This window comes from Peribacillus sp. NPDC096540, from assembly GCF_050278525.1.
GTDB lineage: Bacteria > Bacillota > Bacilli > Bacillales > DSM-1321 > Peribacillus.
Genome location: NZ_JBNNTG010000015.1, coordinates 22891 through 49511, shown reverse-complemented (window position 1 = coordinate 49511; position 26621 = coordinate 22891). Strand labels below are relative to the sequence as shown.

The window sequence follows — 26621 nt, the reverse complement described above, 5'->3', positions numbered from 1 at the left end:
AAAGACTCCAGACGCAATGAACGTCTTTGGAGTCTCCTTTTTATTATGCGTTAATATTATTTTGGTTTAGAGCATTTTCAACACTTACATAGTTGTAGCCTAGGTCTGTTGCAACTGCTTCGAACGTGATTTCTCCATTGGCTACATTGACGCCTTTTGCAAGAGCATCGTTTTCAAGGATTGCTTTAATGGCGCCTTTGTTGGCAATTTGCAGTGCGAAAGGTACAGTTACGTTAGTTAAGGCAACTGTAGATGTTTGAGGCACTGCTCCTGGCATATTCGCTACTGCGTAATGGACTACTCCATGTTTAACATAAGTAGGGTTATCATGTGTTGTTATGTGGTCAACCGTTTCAAAGATACCGCCTTGGTCGATAGCAACATCGACAATGACTGAACCTGGAGACATTGATTTAACCATTTCTTCAGTAACGAGCTTAGGAGCTTTAGCACCTGGAATCAGTACCGCACCGATCACTAAATCAGCTTCTTTGACTGCTTCAGCAATATTATAAGGATTTGAAATGAGTGTAGTTAGTTCATTTCCGAAAATATCATCCAATTGACGAAGGCGATCAGGGCTTAAGTCAAGAATGGTAACATCTGCGCCTAATCCAATTGCGATTTTAGCTGCATTTGTTCCAACCATACCGCCGCCGACGACAGCGACTTTACCACGTTTCACTCCAGGAACTCCGCTTAAGAGAATTCCTTTACCACCGTTATTTTTTTCAAGGAACTGAGCACCGATTTGCGCTGCCATGCGCCCAGCCACTTCACTCATTGGTGTCAATAGAGGAAGTGTACGGTTTACTGCAACCGTTTCATAAGCAATGGCCAAGACACCGCTTTCTTTTAGTGCCTGTGCAAGAGCTGGTTCAGCAGCAAGATGCAGATATGTGAAAAGAATTAAATCTTTACGAAAATATTTATATTCAGATGAGATAGGTTCTTTTACCTTCATGATCATTTCTGTGCTTGACCAAACGCTAGCAGCGTCCTCGACTATAACAGCACCAGCTTCTTGATATGATTCATTTGTAAAACTGCTTCCTAGACCTGCGTTCATTTCAATTAATACTTCATGTCCGGCATTGACTAATGCTACAACCCCAGCTGGAGTGATAGCTACACGGTTTTCATTGTTTTTAATCTCTTTTGGAATTCCTATTCTCATCTTAATCCCTCCAATAATATGTTTTACTATTTGTATCACAAGTATAATGGGAAAAAGAAACAGTTAGTATGTGGAAATCAGAAAATTGAAAAAGGTGTATTTGTGGAATTCCACAAACGCAGTGTCAAAAAATATGGACTTGCCAGGGTTAAGAGCTAGTTTAGATAGATAACGTGAGAAAACATTACGCAGAAATCTTTGCAACCGATTCTTGCATCCGCTCCAAAATTCTTCTTTTCTTATATAGCATCATTCCAGTATCGGCCATATCAGCTATCATAGAGCGATTGGTAAAGGCGCCAAAGATTATACCAGCTATAGGTACCATTTGCAGAAGCTTTTTCCAACCAAACTGATCACGATATGTATAAACAACTTCCCGCCATCCTTGTAATTCGGAAGCAAGTTCTCTATTGGATTCAGATTCGGGAAGGTGCATATTCGACAATTCGTTTAACAGTGCCTTTTTTCCGACAACATCTGATGTAGTAAATTGTAGGCATTTGACGATGAAAATGCGCTCCTGACGGTCTCGTGGATTGTAGCCATATGAGAAAGCGATTTCCTGAAGTGTCTTGATTGACATGCCAAGAAGCAGGGGGATGTCAATGGCTAAGGTGAAGATTCCACCTATGCCGGTAGTAGCACCCTGAACTGTGGCCAATTTACTTCCGGAATTTTTAATCTCTTGACTAACACTGTCCATAATATGAAGGGGAAGTTTTGAAACATCTTCTATGGAGGAAACATTCAGTTCAGGATTTTTGGCCTGCAGCTGATTTAGAATATTGGATTCCTTCGTTAAGTATTGTCCCCCTGTTTGGATATAGCTACCGATTTCATCGATCATGACACCAAGCTTTTTCTGTATGAAGTCCGGTGTTACCTTGTCCAAAAGCTTGAAGGGAAGACGTCCAATTCGTTCCCAAAACCATAACCCTTTTTGGTCTTTTTCCCATTTTTCAATGATTTTTAATTCTTTCTCAAGCTCTTCATTCGATTCTAGTTTCATTTAACCAACCTTTCCATATTTATTTTTTTCATATGTTGATGGAATATTTCAATTTTTCTTGTGAAATTCGTCAAATTCATTAAGTTTAATATCTAGAAATAGAGACATTTTTTGAATTGGATCTTTTAAACGAATATTACCTACTTCTGTAATCCGTTTTAACCGGTAATTCAAGGTATTTACATGGATATGAAGATTTCTTGAAGCTTCATTTGGATTGCAGTCTTTCTCTAAATAAACAGTAAGTGTTTGCAGTAATTCTGTCTGGTTTTTCATGTCGTAAGCTCTTAGCTTCAGAATAGAAGGATGAGCATGACGTTGTTTGTTGCTTGCAAGAGCTTCAATCATTTGAAATATGCCAAGCTCTTCATAATGTAAAATGAGCTTCATATCATTAGGAAAAATATTTTTCATTTTTAAGGTATATTGAGCTTCTTCGTAGCTTGATTTTACATCCATTAGGTTTTTATACATATTGCCTGAAGTGCCAAGGATATGTTCAACACCAAAACGCCGTTTCATTTCTAATATGAAAAAAGGAATGAAATCATAGATGGATGTGGTAAAAGAAGGGCTATTTTCTTGGTCCGATCCTGCAAAAAGAATGAGCTTGTTGTGGTCAATGGCAAATAAGAACCTGTTTATCTTTTGAGTAGTCGTTAACATATATGAAATATAGCGTTCTACTTCGCGATTGATCTCTTTTGGGAATTCGAATACTAATATGGAAAAAACAACAGGAACTTGGATAGTAAACTTCGTGAAATTTTCAGTCATTTCTGCTTCTTCTTGATAATGTCCTGTTAACATGCGCCAAAGAAACTCCTGATGACCTGCTTCTTTCCTTTTCTTTTTTAATTGCAATTGCTGCAACTGGTTTTTCGCTTCTTTTGCAGCAAATTGAAGAAAATCCATATCTTCTTCGGTGAAAGGTTCATTCACTTCCAAGGCCCAAATGAAGCCAAGGACTTCATTATTTTTCCTAATAGAGACTGCCGCTCGATTACCGAGACCCACATCATTGATGGCCCCAATTTTAATAGGAACATCTTCTTTCAATAAAGCCGGGATAAACCCATCTTTCCATAAGCTATTGATGACTTTTTCAGGAACGCGCCTTCCGATAATGGTCATGATGCGGGCTTGGTCGGTTGTATCATCATGCGTACTATAAGCAAGCAGGCGATGGTTACCATCCTCAATTGTAATGGGACAGCCTAAAACGGAACTGATTCTATCCGCAAACTCCATCATATCTCCATAAAGGTCTTTAAAAATATCTCTATTTGTGAATTCCTTCATTTTTATTTTGCCCCTCGCTTAAAAGATTCCTTCTTCTTTAAATTTTATACGATTATCCATGTTTTAGCATAGAATTATATCCATGTTTTTTACGGGAGAAACAGAAAATCCCTACCGATGGAAACCGGAAGGGATTCTTATTTTAGAAAAGGAAATTAATCAAAAGATAAAGCAAACCTGCTAATGTTGCTGAGATAGGAATGGTAATGAACCAGGTAACAATCATTCTTCTTGCCGTTCCCCATTTTACACCCTTAACACGGTGAGCCGAACCAACTCCAAGAATAGAAGAAGAAATAACATGTGTTGTACTGACTGGCATGTGTATTATAGTTGCGCCAAAAATGATTAAGGCTCCTGTTAAATCCGCTGCAACACCATTGACAGGGCGGATCTTCATAATCTTGCCGCCAACCGTTTTAATGATTTTCCATCCGCCAACAGAAGTTCCAAGTCCCATTGCTAATGCACAGGAAAATTGAACCCAGAAGGGGATGTCAGTACTTGTTGCATATCCGTTTGCAATAAGGGCCATTGTAATGATCCCCATGGCTTTTTGGGCGTCATTCGTTCCGTGGGTATACGATTGTAGTGCCGCAGTTGCAATCTGTATAGTACGGAATCTCTGGTTTGTTTTTGTCAGGTTATTATTTTTAAATATAACTTTAAAGATGCTGTATACGATAAATCCAATTACAAAAGCAATTATAGGAGAGAAAATCAAAGCTTGAAGAATTTTCAAAAACCCTTCCCATTTAATCCCGGTAAATCCAGCTGCTGCAATTGCGGCACCTGCAATTGAACCGATTAATGCGTGGGAGGAACTGCTTGGGATCCCGTAATGCCATGTAAGGAGGTTCCATATAATCGCGGCAAGCAAAGCTGCCAAGATTACATATGAACCATTTGGAAGCGTGAACGGATCCACAATATCCTTAGTTATGGTCTTCGCTACGCCTGTAAACGTCATTGCTCCGACGAAATTCATGATGGCTGCCATGAGAATGGCATGCCGAGGTTTCAAGGCCTTTGTTGAAACAGCAGTAGCAATTGCATTTGCTGTATCATGGAAACCATTGATGAAGTCAAATGCTAAAGCAAAGAAAACGATTAATATTGTTAAAATTAATAAAGTATCCATTTATGGGGTACTCCTTAGGCGTTTTTCATTATGATTGTTTCAAGTGTATTAGCCACAGCTTGACAGTGATCAGCGATCTCTTCAAGGCTTTCGTATATTTCTTTATATTGAATGATTCTGATTGGATCTTTTTCAACCGTAAACAGGTTTTTGATCGATTGACGTTGGATTCCGTCACAAACAGATTCAAGGTCTTTAATTTTAATTGCATTTTCACGAATCATTGGTAATTTTTTTGTAGAAAGTGTATCGACAGCTATTTCAATCTCATACGTACACTCTTTAATTGCATCCACAAATTTAAGCATATACTCATCAGCATTGACGATGGAATACATTTCGAATAATGCGGCACAGTGTTCCAAACCGTCTATGACATCATCCATTCTCATGGTTAATTCTAGGATATCCTCCCGTTCGATAGGAGTAATGAAGGCATTGTTCAGCTCTTTAATCACGTTATGAACCATAGAATCGCCTTTATGCTCATAATCTTTCATAGTATCTGAAAATACTTTTAGATCGGAGATATTCTTCAGTTTATAATCCGCGAAATAGTCAGCACCTTCTTTAAGGTTTTGAGCGATGTTAAAAAGCATTACTGCGAATTTGTCTTTTTTAGATTTAAAAGCCATGTTAAGCCTCCCAATTATTCATGCAATTTTTACGTAAAATTATCATACGCTTAGTATTAACAAGTTGATTGTAACGAATTCATGTGGTATCAGGAAAGGTTTTTCGACGAAAATTTACAAAATCTTAATAAAACTTTACAATCGAAAACAAGGATAAGTAAAAAATGGGAATCAGTTACACTTATTAGGACTAAATAGGTAGATAAAAACCTTTCCGATATGGAAAGGCTTAAGGTTTTATAAAAATAAAGCAATTAGATAATAAATCAATCCTGCTAAAGAAGCAGAAATCGGCAGGGTTATGAACCAAGTGATTAACATACTTTTAGCTGTTCCCCATTTTACACCTTTAATACGGTGTGCAGAACCTACCCCAAGTATGGATGAAGAGATGACATGTGTCGTACTGACCGGCATATGCAGGAATGTAGCACCGAAAATTATCGCTGCACCGGTCATATCGGCAGCGACCCCATTTACTGGGCGTATTTTCATGATCTTACCGCCCACCGTTTTAATGATCTTCCAACCACCGATTGAGGTACCAAGCGCCATTGCGATTGCGCACGATAATTGTACCCAAAAGGGTACCTCAGAGCTAGAGGCATATCCGTTAGCCATTAACGCCATAGTGATGATACCCATGGATTTTTGAGCATCATTTGTTCCGTGTGTATAGGACTGGATGGCTGCTGTAAGAATTTGTATTCTCCTGAATCGCTTGTTGGTCTTTCCTAAATTATTATTCTTGAAAATAACCTTAAAGATGCTGTACACAATAAATCCAAGTGTAAAGGCAAGAATCGGAGATAGAATTAATGCTTGGACGATTTTGGTGAATCCACTCCATTTAATCGTATCGAAACCTCCAGCCACAATGGCAGCTCCCGCTATAGAACCAATAATAGCATGGGAAGAACTGCTTGGAATACCAAAGTACCAAGTGATTAAATTCCATGTTATTGCGGAAAGTAGAGCAGCGAGGATTACATATGAGCCATTGTTTAATGTGAAAGGATCAACAATATCCTTTGTAATGGTATGTGCTACACCAGTGAACGTCAGCGCTCCTAATAAATTCATGACCGCAGCCAAAATGATCGCATGACGTGGTTTAAGCGCCTTAGTTGATACGGCTGTTGCAATAGCATTGGCTGTATCATGAAATCCATTGATAAAGTCAAAGATCAAAGCAAAGATAATAATTAGCGCGGTTAAGATGAATATGGTATTCATACATGGAAGACTCCCTTAATATTCAAGTATGTAATGAGAAATTTAGATAGTGACCAATGAATGGGCGATGGACAGCTTTGCAACTCCTCATTATTAAAATGGAAGTTTTAAGTTAAATTATTCTTTAAAGATGGCACCTTCTTCTTTTTACTTGGTTTACGGACGGACTATTCAATTGTAACTAATTTCTTATCTATAAGCATAGATATTTCGTCATTTTATTACAAAAATATTTAACTTACTTAAGGATTAAAGGAAAAATATCTCGTTAATTTGAAAATGTTGGATAAAATGTTTGTGGATTCATTTAATACCTCTATAAATTCCGAGGCTTATGGTTCGAAATAGAAGGTAGGCAGATGATATAATTGGTAAATAAAAGTAAGGGGGATTGGCAAATGATATCAAGTATAGGGGAAACGATTACTTTACATAATGGAGTAAAAATGCCGCAGTTAGGTTTCGGTGTATTTAAAGTGAAAAATGGCAATGAAACGGTTGAGTCCGTTAAGAAAGCAATTGAAGTAGGATACCGTGCAATTGATACGGCTGCCATTTACGAAAATGAAGAGAGTGTAGGACAGGCTATTAAAGAATGTGGAATACCTCGTGAAGAATTGTTCATCACATCTAAAGTGTGGAATACTGAGCAGGGTTATGAAACGACGCTTCAGGCATTTGATGATAGTTTGAAACGCCTTGGTTTGGAGTATTTAGATTTATACTTAATTCACTGGCCAGGAAAAGACAAATACCTGGAAACATGGAAGGCGTTAGAGAAGCTTTATAATGAAGGAAAAGTAAAATCAATCGGCGTGAGTAATTTCCATGTCCACCATTTGGAAAAATTATTAGCGAACAGTGAAATAAAACCTGTCGTAAACCAAATAGAATTACATCCACTTTTGACTCAAGTTGAAATTCGTGATTACTGTGAAAAGCATGATATCAAGGTAGAAGCTTGGAGCCCGTTAGGTAGGGGGAACTTAATAGAAGAACCGACTATCAATCATATCGCGAAGAAGCATAGAAAAAGCTCTGCTCAAGTATTAATTAGGTGGCATCTACAACATGAAATTGTCGTTATCCCTAAATCGATTACGCCGTCCCGTATTGAAGAAAATGCACAAGTGTTTGACTTTTCATTGAGCCTTAACGAAATGAATCAAATTGATGCCTTGAACAAAAATGAACGATTTGGAAGCAATCCAGATGAACTGTTGTTTTAATGATTGATGATATAAACTGAAAATGATATGAGGATGTCCCAGTAATTTCGGGGCATCCTTTTTTTTCGTTATATCTTTATTAACATATTTGAGCCAAATCTTGCTTATACTATCAATGTGACAAGAAACAGCAAAGTGTATACCCTTTTCATTAGACTTATAATCCTTTTTTCTTTGCCAAATACTTTTTAAAAAAATGAGGTTTTAGATTAATTTAACGGGGAAAATAATGAGTACAGCGACAAACAAAAAGAAAAACACACTAACACAATGAGGAGTGTCCAATCAATTCCTCAGGGTCAATAGCTAGCTAACTTTACCCACTAACTAAAGCATTCACATTCATTAGATATTGTGCATACTACTCGGCATCATACCATTTGAGTGTAAAGGTTAATGAATTGAACAGGACATGAATATTGGGAAGTGATGAGATTTCTTGGAGTCTGCTGTAGAAATTGAAAATATTCTGTTTGGTAATAAAATACAACTACTTAAGGAGGAAATATATTATGGGATTTTTATGGTCATTAATTATCGGAGGTATTATCGGTTGGTTAGCAGGTATGATAGTTGGACGTGACGTTCCATTTGGTATCATTGGTAACATTATCGCTGGTTTTGTTGGTGCATGGTTAGGTTCATTAATCCTTGGAAACTGGGGACCTTCAGTAGCAGATTTCGCTATTATTCCTGCATTAATTGGTGCAATCGTATTTGTCTTCATCTTAAGCCTGATCTTAAAAGGCATGAGAAAAGCTTCATAAATACCACAATAAAAGCTGGCCTAACAGGGCCAGCTCAGACTGTAGACAAACACGATGAAAATCGAGTTTGCCTACAGTTTTTTTATGGCTTGTACAATTTGAACGTTGATTGGAACGTAGGGCACTCGCTTTCCGCGGGCGGTCCGGGAGCCTCCTCGGCTTGCGCCTGCGGGGTCTCTCCTAGAAGCGCTTTTCCCGCAGGAGTCTCGCACCTTCCGCTCCAATCAACTTTGTTATAAAATTTAGATAGAACCTCTTTTGCCTACAGTCTTTTTTGTTTTAAAATGGAAGTATTAAAACTTGAGGTGATGAGGATGCTTTCTAAACATGATTCTATTCAGCGAGATCAGCTTGAAATGATTACTTTAGATCAACTGGTGCCAGCGAACCATTTGGTTCGAAAAATTGAGGCCGCCATTGACTTCTCATTCTTATATGACTTGATGAAAGATATGTATTTAGAGGTAGGACGCCCAAGTATTGATCCAGTTATTTTAGTTAAACGACATTCATTCAATATACCTTCGGTATTCGTTCAATGCGTAAAACGATTGAAGAAGTTGATACAAATATGGCTTACCGTTGGTTCTTAGGCTATGGTTTCCATGATAAAGTGCCTCATTTTTCAACGTTCGGGAAATATTATGAGCGACGCTTTAAAGATACAGACTTATTTGAACAGATTTTCTATCGCATCTTAATGACAACTGCTGATAGAAAGTTAATAAGTGCAGAACACGCATTTGTCGATTCCACACATGTGAAAGCCAGTGCGAATAAGCGGAAATTTCAAAAGGGGTTCGGAATGTTTTAATTCCGAACCCCTTTTGTCTACAAACTGAGCTGGACTAACAGGCCAGCTTATTTTTTTTGATTCATGATCCTTACTATCCTGCGGTTTATTGCAGTTGCTTTTTTATATGTAATTATAATAATGCAAAGCTTAGATTGCTATCATTCTAATTACATGAAATGGTGTTATTAAAAAAATCTGTGAGCTCATTCAATCATTCGGAAGCGGGACAGCGGAAAAGTTAAAAAAAAAATGCAAGATAGAATTTAAAAAAGCTGACTCCTACTTTTTTGGAGTCAGCTTTTTTTGTATATTAGAGAGTCTCAAATATCCCGGACTTATCTAAGAAAGGTGCTTCTATTATTATTTTTTCTTCGGAAATTGGATGGATAAATTCAATCTTTCGAGCATGAAGGGCTTGCCGTGGAAAGGTATTTTTTCCGCCGTACAAGGTATCACCAGCCAACGGGTGATTTAAGTGGCTAAAGTGCACCCTGATTTGGTGGGTGCGGCCGCTTTCCAAAGTGCAACTGACAAGCGTTAAGTTTTTCTTCGAATCCCGCTTAAGCACTTGGTAATGAGTAACAGCCACCTGGCCAGTAGGAGAGACCCTTCGTCTAGTCGCATGATGGCGATCTCTTCCAATTTTTTCTTTGATTTCACCTTCATTCTGTTGGATAATTCCTTCAACTAAAGCAACATAGGTTCGTTTGATTTTTCTTTCTTCCAGCATTCTATCCAACATGGACCCAGTAAGGCGTTCTTTTGCAAAAAGAACGGCTCCGGTGGTATCTTTATCAAGCCTATGAATATGCTTAATCATACAGGTTTGGCCGGTGTTCTGCAGGTGGTACGCTACACCATTGATGAGCGTATGTGTATCGCCCGGTTGAGAAGGGTGAGTATCCATTCCTGCCGGTTTATTGGCAATTAATAACAGGTCATCTTCAAATAAGATGGAAATACCTACATCTACAGCTTTAACGGTTTCATTTTCAGCATTCATTAAGGGAATGCTAATCGTATCGCCTTCGGAAAGAGTAGTTGTCCACAAAACAGTAATTCCGTTCAATTTTACTTCTTTACTCATTCTCCACTCATGTACCAATTTCTTAGGAGCCTTCCAATGATCCTTAAAAAGCTTTTCTAATGTTAATCCATTCCAACTTTCAAGAACCTCAATTGATAAATTTTGGTTTGTTATATTAAAATGTCCCAATATAATTCCTACTTTCGACTTATGTGATTGTAATTAATTGAAAAAAATATATAATGATTACGAATAAAAGTAAAATTAGTAACATTAGACCTATTGATTAGAATTTAGTGGCGGAAATTACCACGTTTTTTTTACAATATTTATGTTATTCTAGAGGGAAAGAAATCGCTTGTCCTAAAAATATACATATATTAGATAGGTCTAATGGATCTAAAAAAGGTGGTTTTTTTAGTGAAGACGGTCTTTTCTTCAACCGAAGAACAAGAGCAAGAAATTGCAAGTCTCGTTGCACGTTTCTACGAATCTGTATTTCCTAAATACTTCACAAAAAATGAAATTATTCATTTTCGGGAGATAGGCGTTTTGCAGCCGAATAAAAGTACATTTACCTACTTTGCAACACTAAGAGACGCATTTCAAGTAATGACATGCCTTCAAGTCCTATTGTCCATTTTAGACAAAAAGAAGATAGAGGATTCTTTAATAATAGAATCTTCATTTGAAGAATTGTTTCAACATAACATTACTCTATTGAATGAATGCGGAATCTTTTTCCCTTTTTATTATAACCATTTTACATGTATAAACCATGAAGCGAGTAAAGATATGCAAATGATGGATATTCAGGTGGCGAATCAATATTTAGTATAAAACATTAAAAATGAGCCGGCTATAACGGAAATACTTTTCCCGTTATAGCCGGCTCATTTTTTTTCTATCCTTAATTAATATCATTATCCTCAAACCATTTTTTGAAGGTTTCCTCTTCGTTATAGCCAACTATTCGTTCTTGTTCTTTCCCGTTTTTATAATGAACAATTGTCGGCGTGCTTTTGATGCCATAATCGCTCCAGCCTTTTTCAAACTCCAATAAATTGTATTGAACGAGATCGATACCCATTTCTTCAGCCAAAGGAGCTACGATAGGCGTAGTTTTTTGACAGGGAGTGCACGTAGGACTATAAAAATAAACAGTCACTTCTTCTTTATCTTGAAGGTCATTCTCTAATTCTTCGGGAAGGATCAGATTCTGATAATTTGGGTCATCCAATTGATCGACGGTGGCGGATTTAAGATGCTCTTTGCCATACGGATTTCCTTTTGATTTTTCTTCTTTTTTTAAGTTTGTCAAAACGCCCAGTACGACAAAAAGAGCGACGATAATCACTAAAAATATAACCATTTTCTTCATTAAGCTGCAACCTCCTTGGGTCTTGTCCATACGATGTAACTGCATATGAAAATAATGACAAATGCAGCTAAGGCTAGGAAAGGGATGGTAATAAAACCAAAAACGTTAATATATTGTCCTGTACATGGAACCCTTCCGCATGCAAAGGTATTGTCGGAAAAAAATGAAACCTTTTGTATCATATAATGATAAGTTGAAATAAATGCACCAATTGCAGATAATATCATTGTATAGAAGCTGATCCAATAATCTTTTCGAATGATTGCAATTCCTAAAATGATTGTAAAAGGATACATGATAATCCGCTGATACCAACAAAGCATACATGGTTCATATTGCTTAATTTCAGAAAAATATAAGCTTCCAAGCATAGCGATGATGGAGGCAGCCCAGGCTATAAATAATAAGTTCTCCCCACTGCGTTTTGTATTGTTCATTGATCCTCTTCCCTATCTCTTTTTTCTCTCATGAAAATTATAGTATGTATAGATGCGGTCTGTAAAATATATATTCTTTTTAAAGGGCCTTCAGAATAGATATTTGGTCGCAGAAGGTTCTGTTGTTTTAATTTTTGAATAAGGGGTATAATTCTTATGAAGAGATTTAAAGGAGTTTGAGGAAAATGCCCAATTTGGACCTGCACAAGTTTGAGAAAATAATGGAAATTCGTAACATGAGGCTAGGAGACATAAATGAAATAATTGCTTTGCAATCTAGTTGCTTTCCTGGAATGGTTCCATGGAAACGCGAACAGCTTGAAAGTCATCTGGAAATTTTTCCTGAAGGCCAATTTGTAGCTGAATATGATGGAAAAGTAATTGGCTCATGTTCAAGCCTCATTATTAATTTTGACGAATATGATGACCGCCATACATGGGATGATGTTACCGATAATGGATACATCACGAATCATAATCCAGACGGTTATAATTTATATGGAATCGAGGTTATGGTCCATCCTAAATTCCGTAGGATGAAGATCGGTCAAAGGCTATATGATTCAAGAAAAGAACTTGTTGCCCATTTGAACTTAAAAAGTATCATTATTGGTGGCAGGATTCCAAATTACCATAAACATGCGGATGAATTGTTACCAAGAGAATATGTTAAAGAAGTGCAATTACATAAAATATATGATCCGGTTTTATCGTTTCAGCTTTTAAATGGCTTCACGCTTATGAGGATAAACCCTAATTATTTGCCGGATGATTTACAATCCAATAAATATGCTACGCTCATGGAGTGGAATAACGTCGATTATCAGCCGACCACAAAACGTTATTATAAAACTTCTGAACCGGTACGGATTTGCGTTGTACAATACATGTTGCGCCGAATCGAATCATTTGAGGATTTTGCCAACCAAGTTGAGTATTTCACTGATGTTGCTTCGGATGCTAATGCGGATTTCGCCGTATTCCCAGAACTGTTTACTACCCAACTGATGTCCTTCTTAAATGAACGGTCACCGAGCTTGGCTGTAAGAAAGCTGTCCGAATTCACGGAACAGTATATTGAATTGTTTACCACGTTAGCTGTAAGGTATAACGTTAATATAATAGGCGGTTCACATTTCGTTAAAGAAGACGATGATAATATCTATAATATCGCCTATTTATTCCGCCGTGATGGGACGATTGAAAAGCAATATAAAATTCATATTACACCGAATGAAAGAAAATGGTGGGGCATCAATGCTGGTGACCGTGTACGCGTTTTTGATACAGACTGTGGAAAGATCGCCATTCAAATTTGTTATGATATTGAGTTCCCGGAACTTGCTCGGATTGCGACTGATATGGGAGCTAAGATTATTTTTACGCCATTTTGTACGGAAGACCGACAAGGCTATCTGCGCGTTCGCTATTGTGCTCAGGCCCGTGCAGTGGAAAACCAAATTTATACGGTTATTTCTGGGACTGTCGGGAATCTGCCGCAAACCGAAAATATGGATATCCAATATGCACAATCAGGGATTTTCGCCCCGTCGGATTTTGAATTTGCACGTGACGGCATTGTAGGGGAAACAAGCCCGAACCTTGAGATGGTTCTGATTGGTGACGTTGATTTAGAGATATTACGCCGTGAGCGACAATCGGGTACCGTAAGACAATTAAAAGATAGACGCCATGATATTTATAAACTACATTATCAAAAAGGTGAAAAATAAAGATTTAGCTCGTAATGAAAAAGCCACGCTCGATGTGGCTTTTTTCATTACGAGCCTTTACTTCATTTATTGGGAAAAATATGATAATTTTGTTATAGAAGCAGATACATAAAAGTTTTTTAAAAAAAGTCGTTGAGAGGGGATGTCAGAGATGGACTGGAAATCAGTATACACCACTTGGGCAGGGTATCAGAATTTAAATGGGGAATTACGTGTCCTGCTTGAGGAGATGCAACAGGATCAAGCTAAACTCGAAGATGCCTTTTATAAGAATTTAGAATTCGGAACAGGCGGCATGCGTGGAGAAATTGGAGCAGGAACCAACCGAATGAACATTTATACTGTAAGAAAGGCTACGGCTGGATTGGCTCAATATATTTCAACGTTCGGGGAAGAGGCAAAAGGGAGAGGTGCTGTCATTGCTTATGATTCGAGACATAAGTCTCCGGAATTTGCACTCGAAGCAGCTAAAACCTTGGCTACATTTGGCGTAAAGGCTTATTTATTCGATGGATTACGCCCAACTCCTGAATTATCATTTGCTGTTCGCAAGCTAAATGCATTTGCTGGGATTGTCATCACAGCGAGTCACAATCCACCTGAATATAATGGTTACAAGGTTTATGGATCAGATGGAGCACAATTACCTCCGGAAGCTGCTGACCAAGTGATTAGCTACGTGAATGCCATTGAAAGTGAACTTGAAATACAAATTAAAGAAGCTAAAGATCTTAAAGAGCAAGGGCTCATTGAAATAATCGGAGAAGAGCTGGATGCAGCTTATAATAAAGAGTTGCTCACAGTTCCTGAAAATCCACAGCTTGCTGAGGAAATAGATGTATCACTAGTCTTTACGCCACTTCATGGTACGGCAAATAAATCAGTCCGACGCGCCCTGAAGAGTTTAGGTTATCAGAACGTCCATATCGTCAAGGAACAGGAATTACCGGATCCAGACTTTTCAACGGTCAAATCTCCAAATCCGGAGGAACCTGCAGCATTTGAATTGGCTATCGAGCTTGGAAATAAAGTCGAAGCAGACTTATTAATTGCGACAGACCCAGATGCGGACCGACTTGGGATTGCCGTGAAGAACAAATTGGGACAATATGTCGTCCTGACTGGAAATCAAACAGGGGCACTTTTTCTAGATTATTTACTAGCTCAGAAAAAAGAAAAAGGTACGCTACCTGAAAATGGAGTTGTCTTAAAAACCATTGTGACTTCAGAAATCGGGCGGACAATTGCAGATTCCTTTGGCTTAAAAACGATGGATGTACTTACCGGATTTAAATTTATTGCTGAGAAAATAAATCAATATAATAATAGTGGCGAACACAGCTTTTTGTTTGGATATGAAGAAAGCTACGGATATTTAATTAAAGATTTTGCCCGTGATAAAGATGCTATTCAAGCAGCGGTGCTTGCTGTCGAAGTATGTGCTTATTACAAAAAGCAGGGATTGACTCTTTATGAAGGTTTATTGAACGTCTTTGAAAAATATGGCTTCTATCTGGAAGGGTTGCGTTCATTAACGTTAAAAGGAATTGAGGGAGCGAAACAGATTCAAGGAATATTGGATCAATTCCGTCAGAACCCGCCAACGCAAATCGCAGGCATCCAAGTAGTCGTCGAGGAAGACTATCAGAGCAGTAAAAAGCATTCACTAACTTCAAAAAGTGAAGAGTTAATTGAGCTTCCGAAATCAAACGTATTGAAGTACTTCCTTAAAGATGGGACATGGGTATGTCTTCGTCCTTCAGGTACAGAACCGAAAATTAAATTTTATTTCGGTGTCCAAGGCAAGACGATGGCGGAATCAGAGGCTAAATTATCAGCTGTTATAGCAGACTTTATGGGAAAAATTGAAGCATTAGTCTAAAGTGATAAAAAGATAAAGTAAACGAAGGGCTTTGAAGTCCTTCGTTTTTTTTTGCGTAAAAGTTGTTTATTAGATGAAGCTGGAATACTCTTAGTGGAATAAATGTCTCAAATTCAAGGAAATTATTAGACGGTTTTGATATACTGAAATAGAGAGTAAGGCAAGGGTGAAATATTCAAATAGAAACAATGGAGGAGTATTATACATGAAATTAGTCATCATTAATGGATCACCGCGTAAACAAGGGCGTACAGGGATTGCCTCTCGCTTCATTTCCAAGCAATACGGAGCAGAACTAATCGATTTAAGTAATAGTGAGATTCCTTTATACTCAGGTGAAGGCGAGCAATATCAATTGAATGTAATTCAAGATTTGCGTAAAAGCATTGAAGAAGCGGATGGAGTGATTTTGACATCTCCGGAATATCATGGTTCCATGAGTGGTGCTTTGAAAAATGCATTGGATTTTCTAAGCAGTGATCAATTTACACACAAACCAGTTGCTTTACTAGCTGTATCAGGCGGTGGTAAAGGTGGGATTAATGCGTTAAATTCTATGAGAACAGTGGGCCGCAGCCTATATGCAAATGTGATTTCAAAACAATTAGTGCTTGATCCACATTGCTTCGATTATGAAAATGACGGTTTAACTGAAGAGCCAGCGTTACTTGTCGAGGCCTTAATTGAAGATCTTAAAATGTATGCAACTGCTTATGCAACAATGAAAAAATAATAAATGTGGGTCAGGTAAAAAATACCTGACCCTTTTTTAGGTTTCCACTCCAAAGTTAAATCCCCATGAAATTAATCTTCTTGTATATATTTTCCCGTTTTGCAAAAACTATTGTTGATTTTAGCTTGGGAGTTCACTTAAATAATCACTTGTCTTTTCTGCCGCATGATCCAAATAACGAAGCAGTGCATACAGTTGAGATTGAATAATTTGATAATCATGCTCAAACCGATAAGCGTGTAAAAAATGTTCTATTTTTTTCGAAAGAAATTGATCTTTCGTACGAACCATTAATACTAACAGGCTGTCCCAATCAGAGCGGTGTGTGTGAAACAAAGCCTGATCATAATCCGCAATTTTCATGTAGTTCTCCTCCTTAGGAGCTATTTGTATTTTGTTCAGATTAGGTAGAACATTTACTTACAATAAGTGGCGATGTATAAGGAACGCGGTTGTTGCTTTTTACCTGAATAAAAATAAAAGGTGAGAACATGAGAAAGATAATGTTAATAGGATTGATTGGTCTTCTTTTTTTTCCTGAAGCACCACGTGCAGAACAGGTGTATTCACCTGAACAAATGGAAAAGGACCTACAAGAAATTCAGGAACAGTATAAATTTGAAGTTCAAATAATTGGAAAGACTGAAAAAGGAAAATATATAAAAGCCGTCAAGTTAGGGAAAGGGAAAAAATCCATCTTACTAGTAGGCTCCCATCATGGGCGAGAATGGCTAAGCTCCATCCTGTTGATGACAATGCTAAAAGACTATGCCACAGCATATCAAGCGGACAAACCGATAGGCGGGTTTCCTTCCGGTTTATTGGATGAAGTGAGCATCTGGTTTATCCCGATGCTGAATCCTGATGGAGTCAGCATTCAACAAGGAGATTTATCAAATTTAAATTTCCTTGAAAAAGCAGCGGTCTGGAGAATGAACCGATATAGTACGAATTGGTCACGGTGGAAGGCTAACGCAAAAGGGATTGATTTAAACAGACAATATCCGATTGGGTGGGAAGAAGTCGTGAGTGATGCAAAAAAACCTACTTATCAATTTTATAAAGGGGAACAACCGCTAGAAGCTACAGAGGTAAAAGCGCTTGTGAATTTTACGAAGAAAGTCGATCCCACTATTGCGGTGTCCTATCATACATCCGGACGGGAAATTTTCTGGCATTATCAAAATAAGCGAGAGAATATGGCGAGGGACTATGGAATTGCGAAAAAAACAGCAGAATTAACAGGTTATGAACTGACCTTTCCGGAAAAGGAGGCAGTAGGCAGCGGATTTACAGATTGGTTCATTACCGAGTTCAAGCGCCCGGGAATGACAATTGAGCTTAGTTATTTGGTGGATGAAACCAATCCCCCATTTTCTGTATTTCCTGAGGAATGGAAACGGAACAGGTTAGTTGGGATTATGCTTACAAAAGAAGCAAACAAGTTGCATAACAAATGAACTATTTAACATAATAAAACTAATAGGATGTATGAGGAGGAAATGGTTTTGAAAAAAGTCATCATGATGATTTTAGGACTTCTGGTAATTTTACAATTTGGATCCATATCAACACATGCCCAAAAACCAGATTACGAAAAATACGGAAAGATTGCAATCGCCGTCGTACAGGCTGATTACCCTGAAGTTGAGATTACTGATTACGAATATAAGGGAAGAAAAACAATAGGGAAAAATCAAGTGGAAGACGATTTTAGTTTCTTAGTCACGGAGAAAGGCAATGAATTCAATGTCATTGTGGCAATCCAGCATGATCTTACCAATGAAAAATTACTTAGTTTAAAGGTCACAGAACAGAAGAATAAGTAAAATAATTCATTCCAAACTTTAATATTACCTAACATCTTCGCTTATTGAGGATGTTTTTTCTATTAACGATGAAAAATTTTTCCGCCTTCCCACCTTTGGAAAATGTCAGAAGAGTAGGGTAAATCGGATGAAAAGTGCAGAGCAAGAGGCTCAGGAATATGAGGAATCATGGACTGAAACTGGTGATCTATCCGTTGAGTTTTGGAAACTTGAAAGAAAGGGTCATTGGTAAACTAAATTAAACATGGAATATATTTACATATCTGTGATTTTAATTTATACACTTAGTACCGCTACAATTAACTTTTCATTGCATTTATGGGCTGCTAACACGTATAGTTAGTATCAGATTGACAATATAGCATGACTTTAGGGGTATTTTATAATGAGAAAGTTTAAGAAAGTTTATGTCGAAATTACGAATATATGTAACTTGAAATGTAACTTTTGTCCGAGTTCTAGCTTGCAGAGGACACTGAAGTTTATGGATCCAGATAGTTTTACTCATGTTATTGAGAAAATCAAACCACACACCGATCATATTTATTTTCACCTGATGGGTGAACCATTTTTAAATAAAGATTTAGGAACTTTCTTGGATATTAGTGCCGAACATGACCTGAAAGTGAATATAACAACGAATGGTACTTTGATTCAAAAGGTTAAAGAAAAGCTGCTGTCGAAAAAGGCACTTCGTCAGGTGAATATTTCACTTCATAGCTTTGAAGCGAATGATACGAGTAATAGTCTAGACTCATATGTGAGTAATATTGCCGACTTTATTAATGAGGCAAACGAAACAAGTGAAATGATCTGCGCAATTCGTTTATGGAATATGGATACGGATGAGCTTAAGGCGAGTAATGGTCTAAACGATGATATTCTCAGTATGTTGGAGGAGAAGCTTTCGTTGGATATTCGATTAAGTGAAGCTCTTCAGGAAAAGAATAATATTAAACTGAAGGACCGGGTTTATATAAATATGGCTGAAAAATTTGAGTGGCCAGAATTGGACCGCGACATTATCGATGAGAATATTTTCTGTTATGCTCTAAGGGACCAGTTAGGTATCTTAGTGGACGGTACAGTTGTTCCTTGCTGTTTGGATAGTGAAGGAAAAATTCCACTGGGGAATATATTTGAATCATCTCTAGAAGAAATAATAAATGGTGAACGGGCTAAAAATATGTATGATGGTTTTTCGAGAAGATGTGCAGTAGAAGAACTATGTAAACGATGTGGCTATGCAAAGCGTCATAAAAAATAAGAAGTAGTGAAAACCACGGAGAATCTTCGTGGTTTTTTTTGACTAATGTTTAATATTTATCTAGTTTTTTATTAAAAATTCTGAATATTGTTGTTTTATTAAAATGCCCATGATAAAATATTGTCTATTATAAATGAAGCAAAAACTTCATTTAGTAATAAAAAAAGTTTTGGATTCATATTTTGTTTGTAAGGGGAAGGTTTTATGGATTTGCAGCAAAAAGTTAAAGAAGTATTCCCTGGATTATCTACTGGCCAAAAAAAGGTAGCAAAATACTTGTTAGTTCATTCACATACATTTGCAGTAAGCTCAGCTCAAAAGTTAGGGAAGGATATAGGGGTGAGTGAAACAACTATCATTCGCTTTTGTTATTCGTTAGGGTTAAGTGGATTTGCGGAACTTCAAAAACTTATTCGTAATCAACTAATATTCGAGAGCAGCCTGAATGAATATCATTCTTCTAAACTAGAAGTTGCGAATCAGCCAAACTTCATGGCACAAGTAATGCAGAAAGATATCGTCAGTATCGAAAAAACAATAAAAAATCTATCAAATGATGATTTTACAAAATCAGTCGATAAATTGGCGGCAGCCGACCAAGTATTAATTTCCGGACATCGTTTATCATTTTCAGCGGCGCATTGGTTAACTTTTACGCTTAGACTTGTAAGGGAAGATGTCCATTTATATAGACCGGATACAGATGATATTTTTTTACAACTAAACAAAATAACTGAAAATTCCGTTTTTATAGCAATCTCATTTCATCGTTATGTGAAAGAAACTGTGAAAATTACGGAAATGGCAAAAGAAGCGGGGGCATTTGTAATCGGAGTTACCGATTCTGAATTGGCTCCAATTGCGGACTTTACAGACGTTTTATTGCCCATTTCAGCACCTAGAACTTCTACTATCGATACTGCACCTGTTCTATTCTCATTGTTAAATAGTTTAGTAGCAGGTGTATCGATTAAAGACGAGCAGGGATTTAAAGAAAGAAAGGCTATATATGATGCGTTCAATCAAGATGATGATTTTTTCTTTTAACAGAAAAAAGGGGAGAAAAAAATGGATATTACACAATCAATTGAAAAATTAAGACCTCGTATTTTTGATATATTTGACCATTTTCACACTCATCCTGAAACAAGTTGGAATGAAGTGAATACAACAGCATTTATTTCGAATGTTTTAAAAGAAAATCAGTGCTCTGTGAAAACATTTAAAGATTGTACGGGCGTAATTGGAGAAATCGGGGATGGAAGTTTCACTGTCGGATTACGATCAGATATTGATGCACTTTGGCAAGAAGTGCAAGGTTCGTTTCAGGCCAATCATTCCTGTGGACACGATGGGCATATGACTTTAGCACTTGGTGTCTTCCTGGTATTGAAGGAAATGAACTTTCAACCCAATGGAAAACTGAAATTCATTTTTCAACCTGCTGAAGAAAAAGGTACGGGTGCATTAAAGATGATTGACGAAAAAGTAATGGATGATGTTGATTTTCTTTATGGTGTGCACTTAAGGCCATCGGAGGAAGTGAAGGATGGACAGGCGGCACCAGCAATTGTTCATGGAGCTGCACAGTTTATTAAAGGAGAAATAGTAGGGACGGATGCACATGGAGCTAGACCGCACCAAGGGCAAAATGCAATTGAAATAGGGGCAGCATTTGTTACATTATTAAACAATATCCATCTCAATCCATCCATACCTTATTCAGCAAAAATGACACAGTTTTGTGCAGGTGGCGAAAGTTCCAATATCATACCAGGAAAAGCTACATTTTCATTGGATTTAAGAGCTCAGGATAATGAAGTAATGAAAGACCTTACCAAAAGAGTGGAAAAAGTTGCAGAAGCTTTGGCCGTCGCAAATGGAGTTGAAATTAATCTGGAGTCGGGAGCAAATGTAGCTGCTGCAATTGTGAACAACCAAGCTCAAGATATAATGGCTGAAGCTATTGCAGATACTCTAGGGAAAGAGAATTTGGTAGCTCCTGTTATTACAACTGGCGGAGAAGATTTTCATTTTTATACATTAAAAAAACCAGAAATCAAAGCTACGATGCTTGGGTTAGGCTGTGATTTGACACCAGGTCTACATCATCCGAATATGACATTCAATAAAGAAGCTTTGCTATCCGGAATTGAAATTTTAACAAAAGCGATCATTCTGACTTTTGAAAAATATGGAGAGGAGGAACGACGGTATGACTAATGAATTAATCATTAAATCACTATCTACTCTAGAAGATTTACAAGAAGTGCAGCAACTTGAAATTCTCGTATGGGGCATGGATTGTGTCCCTACCCATCAGACGCTTACCGCAGTCAAAAACGGTGGCATTGTTTTAGGTGGTTACATCAATAATCAATTAGTAGGTTTTCAATACAGTTTCCCGGGGTTTAAGGATGGAAAGGTTTTTCTTTGCTCACATTTATTAGCTATCCATCCGGACCATCAAAAGAAGGGATACGGTAGATTGCTTAAATTGGCACAAAAAGAAGAGGCACTCAAAAAAGGTTATCATTTAATTACCTGGACATATGATCCATTGGAGAGTGTGAATGCAAACTTGAATATCGGTAAACTAAAAGCGGTTTGCCGTACATATATGGAAGATTGTTATGGGGAGCTTAAAGGCGTTCTTAATGAAGGGCTGTCCACTGATCGTTTCATGGTGGAATGGAATTTAAAGCAAGAAACTGAGAGCGATGAGCAACTTCCTGATAAAGCAACGCATATCGTAACGACGGAAATGAATAGGCAAGGCTTGCCGTTCATCGAAGATTATAGTTTGGAAACAACTGCGGAAGTCGTGGCTATACCCATTCCAACGGAAATTCAAAAAATAAAAAAAGAAAATCTTTCCCTTGCAATCGATTGGCGTATAAAAACAAGTGAACTATTCCAAACGCTTTTTTCAAAAGGGTTTGTTGTAGTAGGAATTGAACGAAAACAAGGTGAAAACATCCAAAACTACTTATTAAAAAAAACAGAATAAGAGGAGAATAGAGATGAAAATAAAAGAAGTGCGTTTACGTCATATGAATATGGATTTGACTGCCCCATTTACAACTAGTTTTGGAACATTTGTAGATAAAGAGTTTATCCTAGTGGAAGTGAAAAATGAAGAGGGACTATCAGGATGGGCTGAATCAGTCGCGTTTGGAGCTCCTTGGTATAACGAAGAAACAATTAAAACCAATTGGACTATGCTGGAAGATTTTCTAATCCCGCTTGTGTTGGATAAAGAATTAGAACATCCGAGTGAGGTATCGGAAATGTTCTCACATATACGTAAAAATAATATGGCAAAATCGGCAATCGAGGGAGCTATCTGGGATTTATACGCAAAAGAAAAGAATATCCCATTAAGTACAGCTTTAGGCGGACAACTGAATAAAATCGATGTAGGCATAAGTATCGGAATACAAGAAACAGTAGCTGATTTACTTAAGAAAATTGAAAATGGATTGAAAGATGGTTATAAAAGAATCAAAATCAAAATTCAACCAGGTTGGGATGTAGATGTAATCAGGGAAGTGCGAAATAAATATCCTGATGTACCGATTATGGCAGATGCAAACTCTGCCTATCGCTTGAAAGATATTGAGTTACTTAAACAACTCGATCAATTTGATTTAATGATGATTGAGCAGCCTTTGTCATCTGATGATATTGTGGATCATGCGACATTACAATCGCAAATCAAAACACCGATTTGCCTGGATGAGAGCATACATTCCGTAGAAGATGCTAGAAAAGCTCTTGAGTTGGGAAGTTGCAAAATTATTAATATCAAAATCGGCAGAGTAGGCGGCCTAACGGAAGCGAAGAAAATTCATGATTTATGTAAAGAGCGAAATGTACCAGTTTGGTGTGGAGGCATGTTGGAATCTGGTGTCGGACGTGCCCATAATATCGCATTAACAACACTTGATAACTTCACAATGCCTGGGGATACAGCGGCATCGGCAAATTATTGGCATAAAGACATCATTCAACCAGAGGTTACAGTGGAAGATGGAGTTATTGTTGTTCCAAAGACGGCTGGTATTGGCTTTAAAGTCGATTACGCAACTGTAGATGAATTTACTTCTTATAGTAAAAGATATACAAAATGAGTAATTAAGCAGTTTTAGCATTCCAGCTTCGCGAGCGATTTGAATAACCTTTTCAAAACGCTGAAGCTGGAATGCTATTAAAGAATAAACGGGTAGAAATGAATGGGGAAATGTTTCGTATAAACTAAATTATCAGAATAATCATTTAATTGGGGTGAATTCATATGAAAAACAGTGTAAATCTTGCAGGTGCATATATTGGAATCATCATCGGAGCAGGATTTGCTTCAGGACAAGAAGTATTGCAATTCTTTACGAGCTTTGGAATCTACAGTGTATTGGGAATTGTAGTAGCAACTGTATTATTTGCTTTTTTAGGTATGCAGGTTACACAGTTGGGCTGTGCCCTTCAAACACGCTCTCATAAAAGTATAATCGATCATATTTGTGGTCATTATTTAGGTAGAGTGGTTGATGTTATGATTACGTTTTTCTTATTTGGTGTAACTGTCATTATGATTGCAGGTTCTGGCACTATTTTTGAAGAACAATTTGGTATTCCAAGTGTAGTTGGAGCCGTAGTGATGACAGTTCTTACCATTGGAACTCTCTTACTTAATGTTAATAAAATTATGTCTATCATTAGTGCAGTCACACCGTTTTTATTTGTCATCATGATAATTATTTCGGGTTACTCATTCTTTACATCTGATCTTAGTTTTAATGAGATCATTTCTTCCTCTAGTAAAGAAACAGCAGCAACTGGAAATTGGATTATGGGTTCATTACTGTATGTTTCCTATAATGTGGCTGCTGGAATTGCTATGTTAGCCGTAATGGGTGGTACGTTTAAGAATAAGAAAGAAGCAGGTATGGGCGGTATTTTAGGTGGAATCGGTTTAGGAATCTTATTATTCTTGATTAATATGGGAATGCTGTCTGATTTAAAAGGCATTGAAGGTGCAGGAATGCCCACTCTTTTATTAGCAAATCAAATTGCTCCGTGGTTGGGTTATATTCTATCAGTCATCCTTTTAGGAATGATTTATAATACTTCAGTTGGAATGCTTTATGCTTTTACTGCTAGATTTGTTCCATCAGAAACAAAAAACTTCAAAATTTCAGTAATTGTTGTAGGGATTCTGGCTTTCCTTGCTAGTTTCGTTGGATTCATTAAATTGGTTGGAACCGTATACCCAGTTACAGGATATTTAGGTTTTGTAATTATAGCAGCGCTTATTATTTCTTGGGTTCGCTCAAAATCGAAAAAAAGAGCAGTAAATGCAGACTACGTAAAGTATTAATAGTGAACGGGATTTAACTGATTACAATATCGTTCATTTAATTAATAATGAAAAAAGAGTTTATTTCTAAATATATTCCTAACATCTTCGCTTTATGGGGATGTTTTTTCTATTAACGATGAACCTTTAAACGTGATTACGGCATTTTTCCGCCTTTTTTTCATACATTAGGATAAAGGCGGAAGACAAGGGGGATATCGGATGAATGGAGCGGAGCAAAAGGCTCTGGAATATGCCATTAGTGAGATTACAGAAATAGCAACTGGGTTCGGGTTGGATTTTTACCCGATGCGTTATGAAATTTGTCCTTCTGAAATTATTTATACATTTGGTGCATATGGGATGCCAACTCGTTTTTCTCATTGGAGTTTTGGAAAGCAGTTTCATAAAATGAAGTTACAGTATGATTTTGGATTAAGTAAGATTTATGAACTGGTTATTAACTCTAATCCTTGTTATGCTTTTCTTCTTGACTCCAATTCACTTGTGCAAAATAAATTGATTGTTGCCCACGTTTTGGCGCATTGTGATTTCTTTAAAAATAATGTCCGCTTCAATAACACAAAGAGAGATATGGTAGAAAGTATGTCGGCCACGGCAGAAAGAATTCGAGAATATGAAATTCTGCATGGTAAAAAGGAAGTAGAAACATTCCTCGATGCCCTTTTGGCTATCGAAGAACATATCGATCCGTCACTTATGAGACCAAAGCTGGCCTGGACGATGGAGGATGAGGAAGAAGAAGAGGAAATAAAGCCTGCAGCGACTCAATACGATGATTTATGGAACCTTGATAGTAGGGATAAGCCAGAGAAATCTAACAAGAAAATTCGGAAGAAATTTCCTCCAAGGCCTGAGAAAGATATTATGCTTTTCATTGAACAGTACAGTAGGGATTTAGCAGATTGGCAGCGGGATATCATGACAATGATTAGGGAAGAGATGCTGTATTTCTGGCCACAGCTCGAAACGAAAATCATGAACGAAGGCTGGGCATCCTACTGGCATCAGCGTATTATCCGTGAATTGGATTTATCTTCAGGTGAAGCGATTGAATTTGCCAAATTGAATGCAGGCGTTGTTCAACCATCACGAACCAGCATAAACCCTTATTACCTTGGGTTGAAGGTGCTTGAAGATATTGAAGAACGCTATGATAATCCAACCGAAGAAATGATAAGACTTGGCGTTAAGCCTGGATCCGGTAGGGAAAAGATGTTCGAAGTCAGGGAAATTGAATCGGATATTTCCTTTCTGCGCAATTATTTGACGAAAGACCTTGTTATGCGGGAGGATATGTATTTATTCCAGAAGCAGGGCAAGGACTATAAAATTGTCGACAAAGCGTGGGAGCAGGTTCGCGATCAGCTCGTCAGTATGAGAGTGAACGGCGGGTTCCCATATATCACAGTAAATGACGGCGACTACATGCGGAATGGTGAACTTTACTTAAAACATTGGTATGAGGGTATTGAACTGGACCTGAAATATCTTGAAAAAGTCATGCCGTATATCCATCAGCTCTGGGGACGTTCTGTGCATATGGAATCGGTCATGGAAGGAAAAGAAGTCCTGTTTTCCTATGATGGAAAAAGTATTCATCGGAAGTATTTATAAGGAAGCAAAAACTGCTGAGTAATCGGCAGTTTTTTTGTTTAGT

25 protein-coding genes and 1 pseudogene are annotated in these 26621 nt (G+C 37.4%); 16 read left to right on the top strand and 10 right to left on the bottom strand.

Annotation, left to right across the window (positions count from 1 at the left end; translation table 11 throughout):
* Positions 1-43: 43 nt before the first annotated feature.
* The 6 genes from ald to ACQKMR_RS14420 form a co-directional block, all read right to left on the bottom strand.
* Positions 44-1177 carry an alanine dehydrogenase gene (ald, locus tag ACQKMR_RS14445; RefSeq protein WP_427697910.1) on the bottom strand — a complete coding sequence of 378 codons (1134 nt, stop codon included), beginning with the start codon at positions 1175-1177 and terminating at the stop codon, positions 44-46.
* Positions 1178-1361: 184 nt separating this feature from the next.
* The gene (locus ACQKMR_RS14440; RefSeq protein ID WP_427697909.1) at positions 1362-2189 is read right to left on the bottom strand and encodes an EcsC family protein; all 828 of its coding nucleotides are present in this window, start codon (positions 2187-2189) and stop codon (positions 1362-1364) included.
* A gap of 48 nt (positions 2190-2237) precedes the next feature.
* Positions 2238-3491, bottom strand: a complete 1254-nt coding sequence (locus ACQKMR_RS14435) for a PucR family transcriptional regulator (protein ID WP_427697908.1) — start codon at positions 3489-3491, stop codon at positions 2238-2240.
* 142 nt (positions 3492-3633) lie between these two features.
* Positions 3634-4632: an inorganic phosphate transporter gene (locus ACQKMR_RS14430; RefSeq protein WP_427697907.1), complete on the bottom strand. Its 999-nt coding sequence runs from the start codon at positions 4630-4632 to the stop codon at positions 3634-3636.
* A 14-nt stretch (positions 4633-4646) separates the two neighbouring features.
* Entirely contained in the window at positions 4647-5267 is a 621-nt protein-coding gene (locus tag ACQKMR_RS14425; RefSeq protein ID WP_053344716.1) for a DUF47 domain-containing protein, read from the bottom strand.
* A 237-nt stretch (positions 5268-5504) separates the two neighbouring features.
* Entirely contained in the window at positions 5505-6503 is a 999-nt protein-coding gene (locus ACQKMR_RS14420) for an inorganic phosphate transporter (protein WP_427697906.1), read from the bottom strand.
* A gap of 398 nt (positions 6504-6901) precedes the next feature.
* Here ACQKMR_RS14420 and ACQKMR_RS14415 point away from each other — a divergent pair, with 398 nt between their 5' ends.
* The 3 genes and pseudogenes from ACQKMR_RS14415 to ACQKMR_RS14405 all read left to right on the top strand — a co-directional run.
* Positions 6902-7732, top strand: coding sequence for an aldo/keto reductase (locus ACQKMR_RS14415; protein WP_427697905.1), 831 nt, complete (start codon positions 6902-6904; stop codon positions 7730-7732).
* A 512-nt stretch (positions 7733-8244) separates the two neighbouring features.
* Positions 8245-8499, top strand: coding sequence for a GlsB/YeaQ/YmgE family stress response membrane protein (locus ACQKMR_RS14410; protein ID WP_170946860.1), 255 nt, complete (start codon positions 8245-8247; stop codon positions 8497-8499).
* Between the two features lie 314 nt (positions 8500-8813).
* Positions 8814-9295 (top strand): annotated as a pseudogene (locus ACQKMR_RS14405) (transposase); the annotation flags it as partial.
* Between the two features lie 310 nt (positions 9296-9605).
* On the opposite strand, the gene ACQKMR_RS14400 reads toward ACQKMR_RS14405, so the two are convergent.
* Positions 9606-10511 (bottom strand): RluA family pseudouridine synthase, encoded by a 906-nt coding sequence (locus tag ACQKMR_RS14400; protein WP_427697904.1) that lies wholly within the window; start codon positions 10509-10511, stop codon positions 9606-9608.
* Between the two features lie 231 nt (positions 10512-10742).
* Between ACQKMR_RS14400 and ACQKMR_RS14395 the strand changes: the two genes are divergently transcribed.
* Positions 10743-11162 (top strand): DUF5365 family protein, encoded by a 420-nt coding sequence (locus ACQKMR_RS14395; protein ID WP_427697903.1) that lies wholly within the window; start codon positions 10743-10745, stop codon positions 11160-11162.
* A 70-nt stretch (positions 11163-11232) separates the two neighbouring features.
* Here ACQKMR_RS14395 and ACQKMR_RS14390 read toward each other — a convergent pair whose 3' ends face one another.
* Positions 11233-11703, bottom strand: a complete 471-nt coding sequence (locus tag ACQKMR_RS14390) for a thioredoxin family protein (RefSeq protein ID WP_427697902.1) — start codon at positions 11701-11703, stop codon at positions 11233-11235.
* A complete protein-coding gene (locus ACQKMR_RS14385; protein ID WP_427697901.1) occupies positions 11703-12140 on the bottom strand; it encodes a disulfide oxidoreductase in 438 nt (145 codons plus the stop codon). The genes ACQKMR_RS14390 and ACQKMR_RS14385 overlap by 1 nt, the downstream gene beginning before the upstream one ends.
* 185 nt (positions 12141-12325) lie before the next feature.
* Between ACQKMR_RS14385 and ACQKMR_RS14380 the strand changes: the two genes are divergently transcribed.
* The 3 genes from ACQKMR_RS14380 to ACQKMR_RS14370 all read left to right on the top strand — a co-directional run bounded on the left by ACQKMR_RS14380 (position 12326) and on the right by ACQKMR_RS14370 (position 16488).
* Entirely contained in the window at positions 12326-13873 is a 1548-nt protein-coding gene (locus ACQKMR_RS14380) for a GNAT family N-acetyltransferase (protein WP_427697900.1), read from the top strand.
* A 151-nt stretch (positions 13874-14024) separates the two neighbouring features.
* Positions 14025-15755 carry a phospho-sugar mutase gene (locus tag ACQKMR_RS14375; protein ID WP_427697899.1) on the top strand — a complete coding sequence of 577 codons (1731 nt, stop codon included), beginning with the start codon at positions 14025-14027 and terminating at the stop codon, positions 15753-15755.
* A gap of 205 nt (positions 15756-15960) precedes the next feature.
* Positions 15961-16488, top strand: a complete 528-nt coding sequence (locus ACQKMR_RS14370; RefSeq protein WP_427697898.1) for an NADPH-dependent FMN reductase — start codon at positions 15961-15963, stop codon at positions 16486-16488.
* Positions 16489-16608: 120 nt separating this feature from the next.
* On the opposite strand, the gene ACQKMR_RS14365 is transcribed toward ACQKMR_RS14370, so the two are convergent.
* On the bottom strand, positions 16609-16851 hold the full coding sequence (locus tag ACQKMR_RS14365; RefSeq protein ID WP_427697897.1) for a YhdB family protein: 243 nt from the start codon (positions 16849-16851) through the stop codon (positions 16609-16611).
* A 128-nt stretch (positions 16852-16979) separates the two neighbouring features.
* Between ACQKMR_RS14365 and ACQKMR_RS14360 the strand changes: the two genes are divergently transcribed.
* From ACQKMR_RS14360 to ACQKMR_RS14320, 9 genes are all read left to right on the top strand, one after another.
* Positions 16980-17948 (top strand): M14 family zinc carboxypeptidase, encoded by a 969-nt coding sequence (locus ACQKMR_RS14360; RefSeq protein WP_427697896.1) that lies wholly within the window; start codon positions 16980-16982, stop codon positions 17946-17948.
* A 48-nt stretch (positions 17949-17996) separates the two neighbouring features.
* Positions 17997-18317, top strand: a complete 321-nt coding sequence (locus ACQKMR_RS14355) for a DUF3889 domain-containing protein (RefSeq protein WP_427697895.1) — start codon at positions 17997-17999, stop codon at positions 18315-18317.
* A gap of 385 nt (positions 18318-18702) precedes the next feature.
* A complete protein-coding gene (locus tag ACQKMR_RS14350; protein ID WP_427697894.1) occupies positions 18703-19584 on the top strand; it encodes a radical SAM/SPASM domain-containing protein in 882 nt (293 codons plus the stop codon).
* 204 nt (positions 19585-19788) lie between these two features.
* The gene (locus ACQKMR_RS14345) at positions 19789-20631 is read left to right on the top strand and encodes a MurR/RpiR family transcriptional regulator (protein WP_427697893.1); all 843 of its coding nucleotides are present in this window, start codon (positions 19789-19791) and stop codon (positions 20629-20631) included.
* A 21-nt stretch (positions 20632-20652) separates the two neighbouring features.
* Complete coding sequence (locus tag ACQKMR_RS14340) at positions 20653-21807, top strand: M20 peptidase aminoacylase family protein (RefSeq protein ID WP_427697892.1); 1155 nt, start codon at positions 20653-20655, stop codon at positions 21805-21807.
* Positions 21800-22594: a GNAT family N-acetyltransferase gene (locus ACQKMR_RS14335; protein WP_427697891.1), complete on the top strand. Its 795-nt coding sequence runs from the start codon at positions 21800-21802 to the stop codon at positions 22592-22594. The genes ACQKMR_RS14340 and ACQKMR_RS14335 overlap by 8 nt, the downstream gene beginning before the upstream one ends.
* 13 nt (positions 22595-22607) lie before the next feature.
* Positions 22608-23717 (top strand): o-succinylbenzoate synthase, encoded by a 1110-nt coding sequence (gene menC, locus ACQKMR_RS14330; RefSeq protein WP_427697890.1) that lies wholly within the window; start codon positions 22608-22610, stop codon positions 23715-23717.
* A 164-nt stretch (positions 23718-23881) separates the two neighbouring features.
* Positions 23882-24961: a YkvI family membrane protein gene (locus ACQKMR_RS14325; protein ID WP_427697889.1), complete on the top strand. Its 1080-nt coding sequence runs from the start codon at positions 23882-23884 to the stop codon at positions 24959-24961.
* Positions 24962-25162: 201 nt separating this feature from the next.
* Positions 25163-26578, top strand: a complete 1416-nt coding sequence (locus tag ACQKMR_RS14320; protein ID WP_427697888.1) for a SpoVR family protein — start codon at positions 25163-25165, stop codon at positions 26576-26578.
* Positions 26579-26621: the final 43 nt, after the last annotated feature.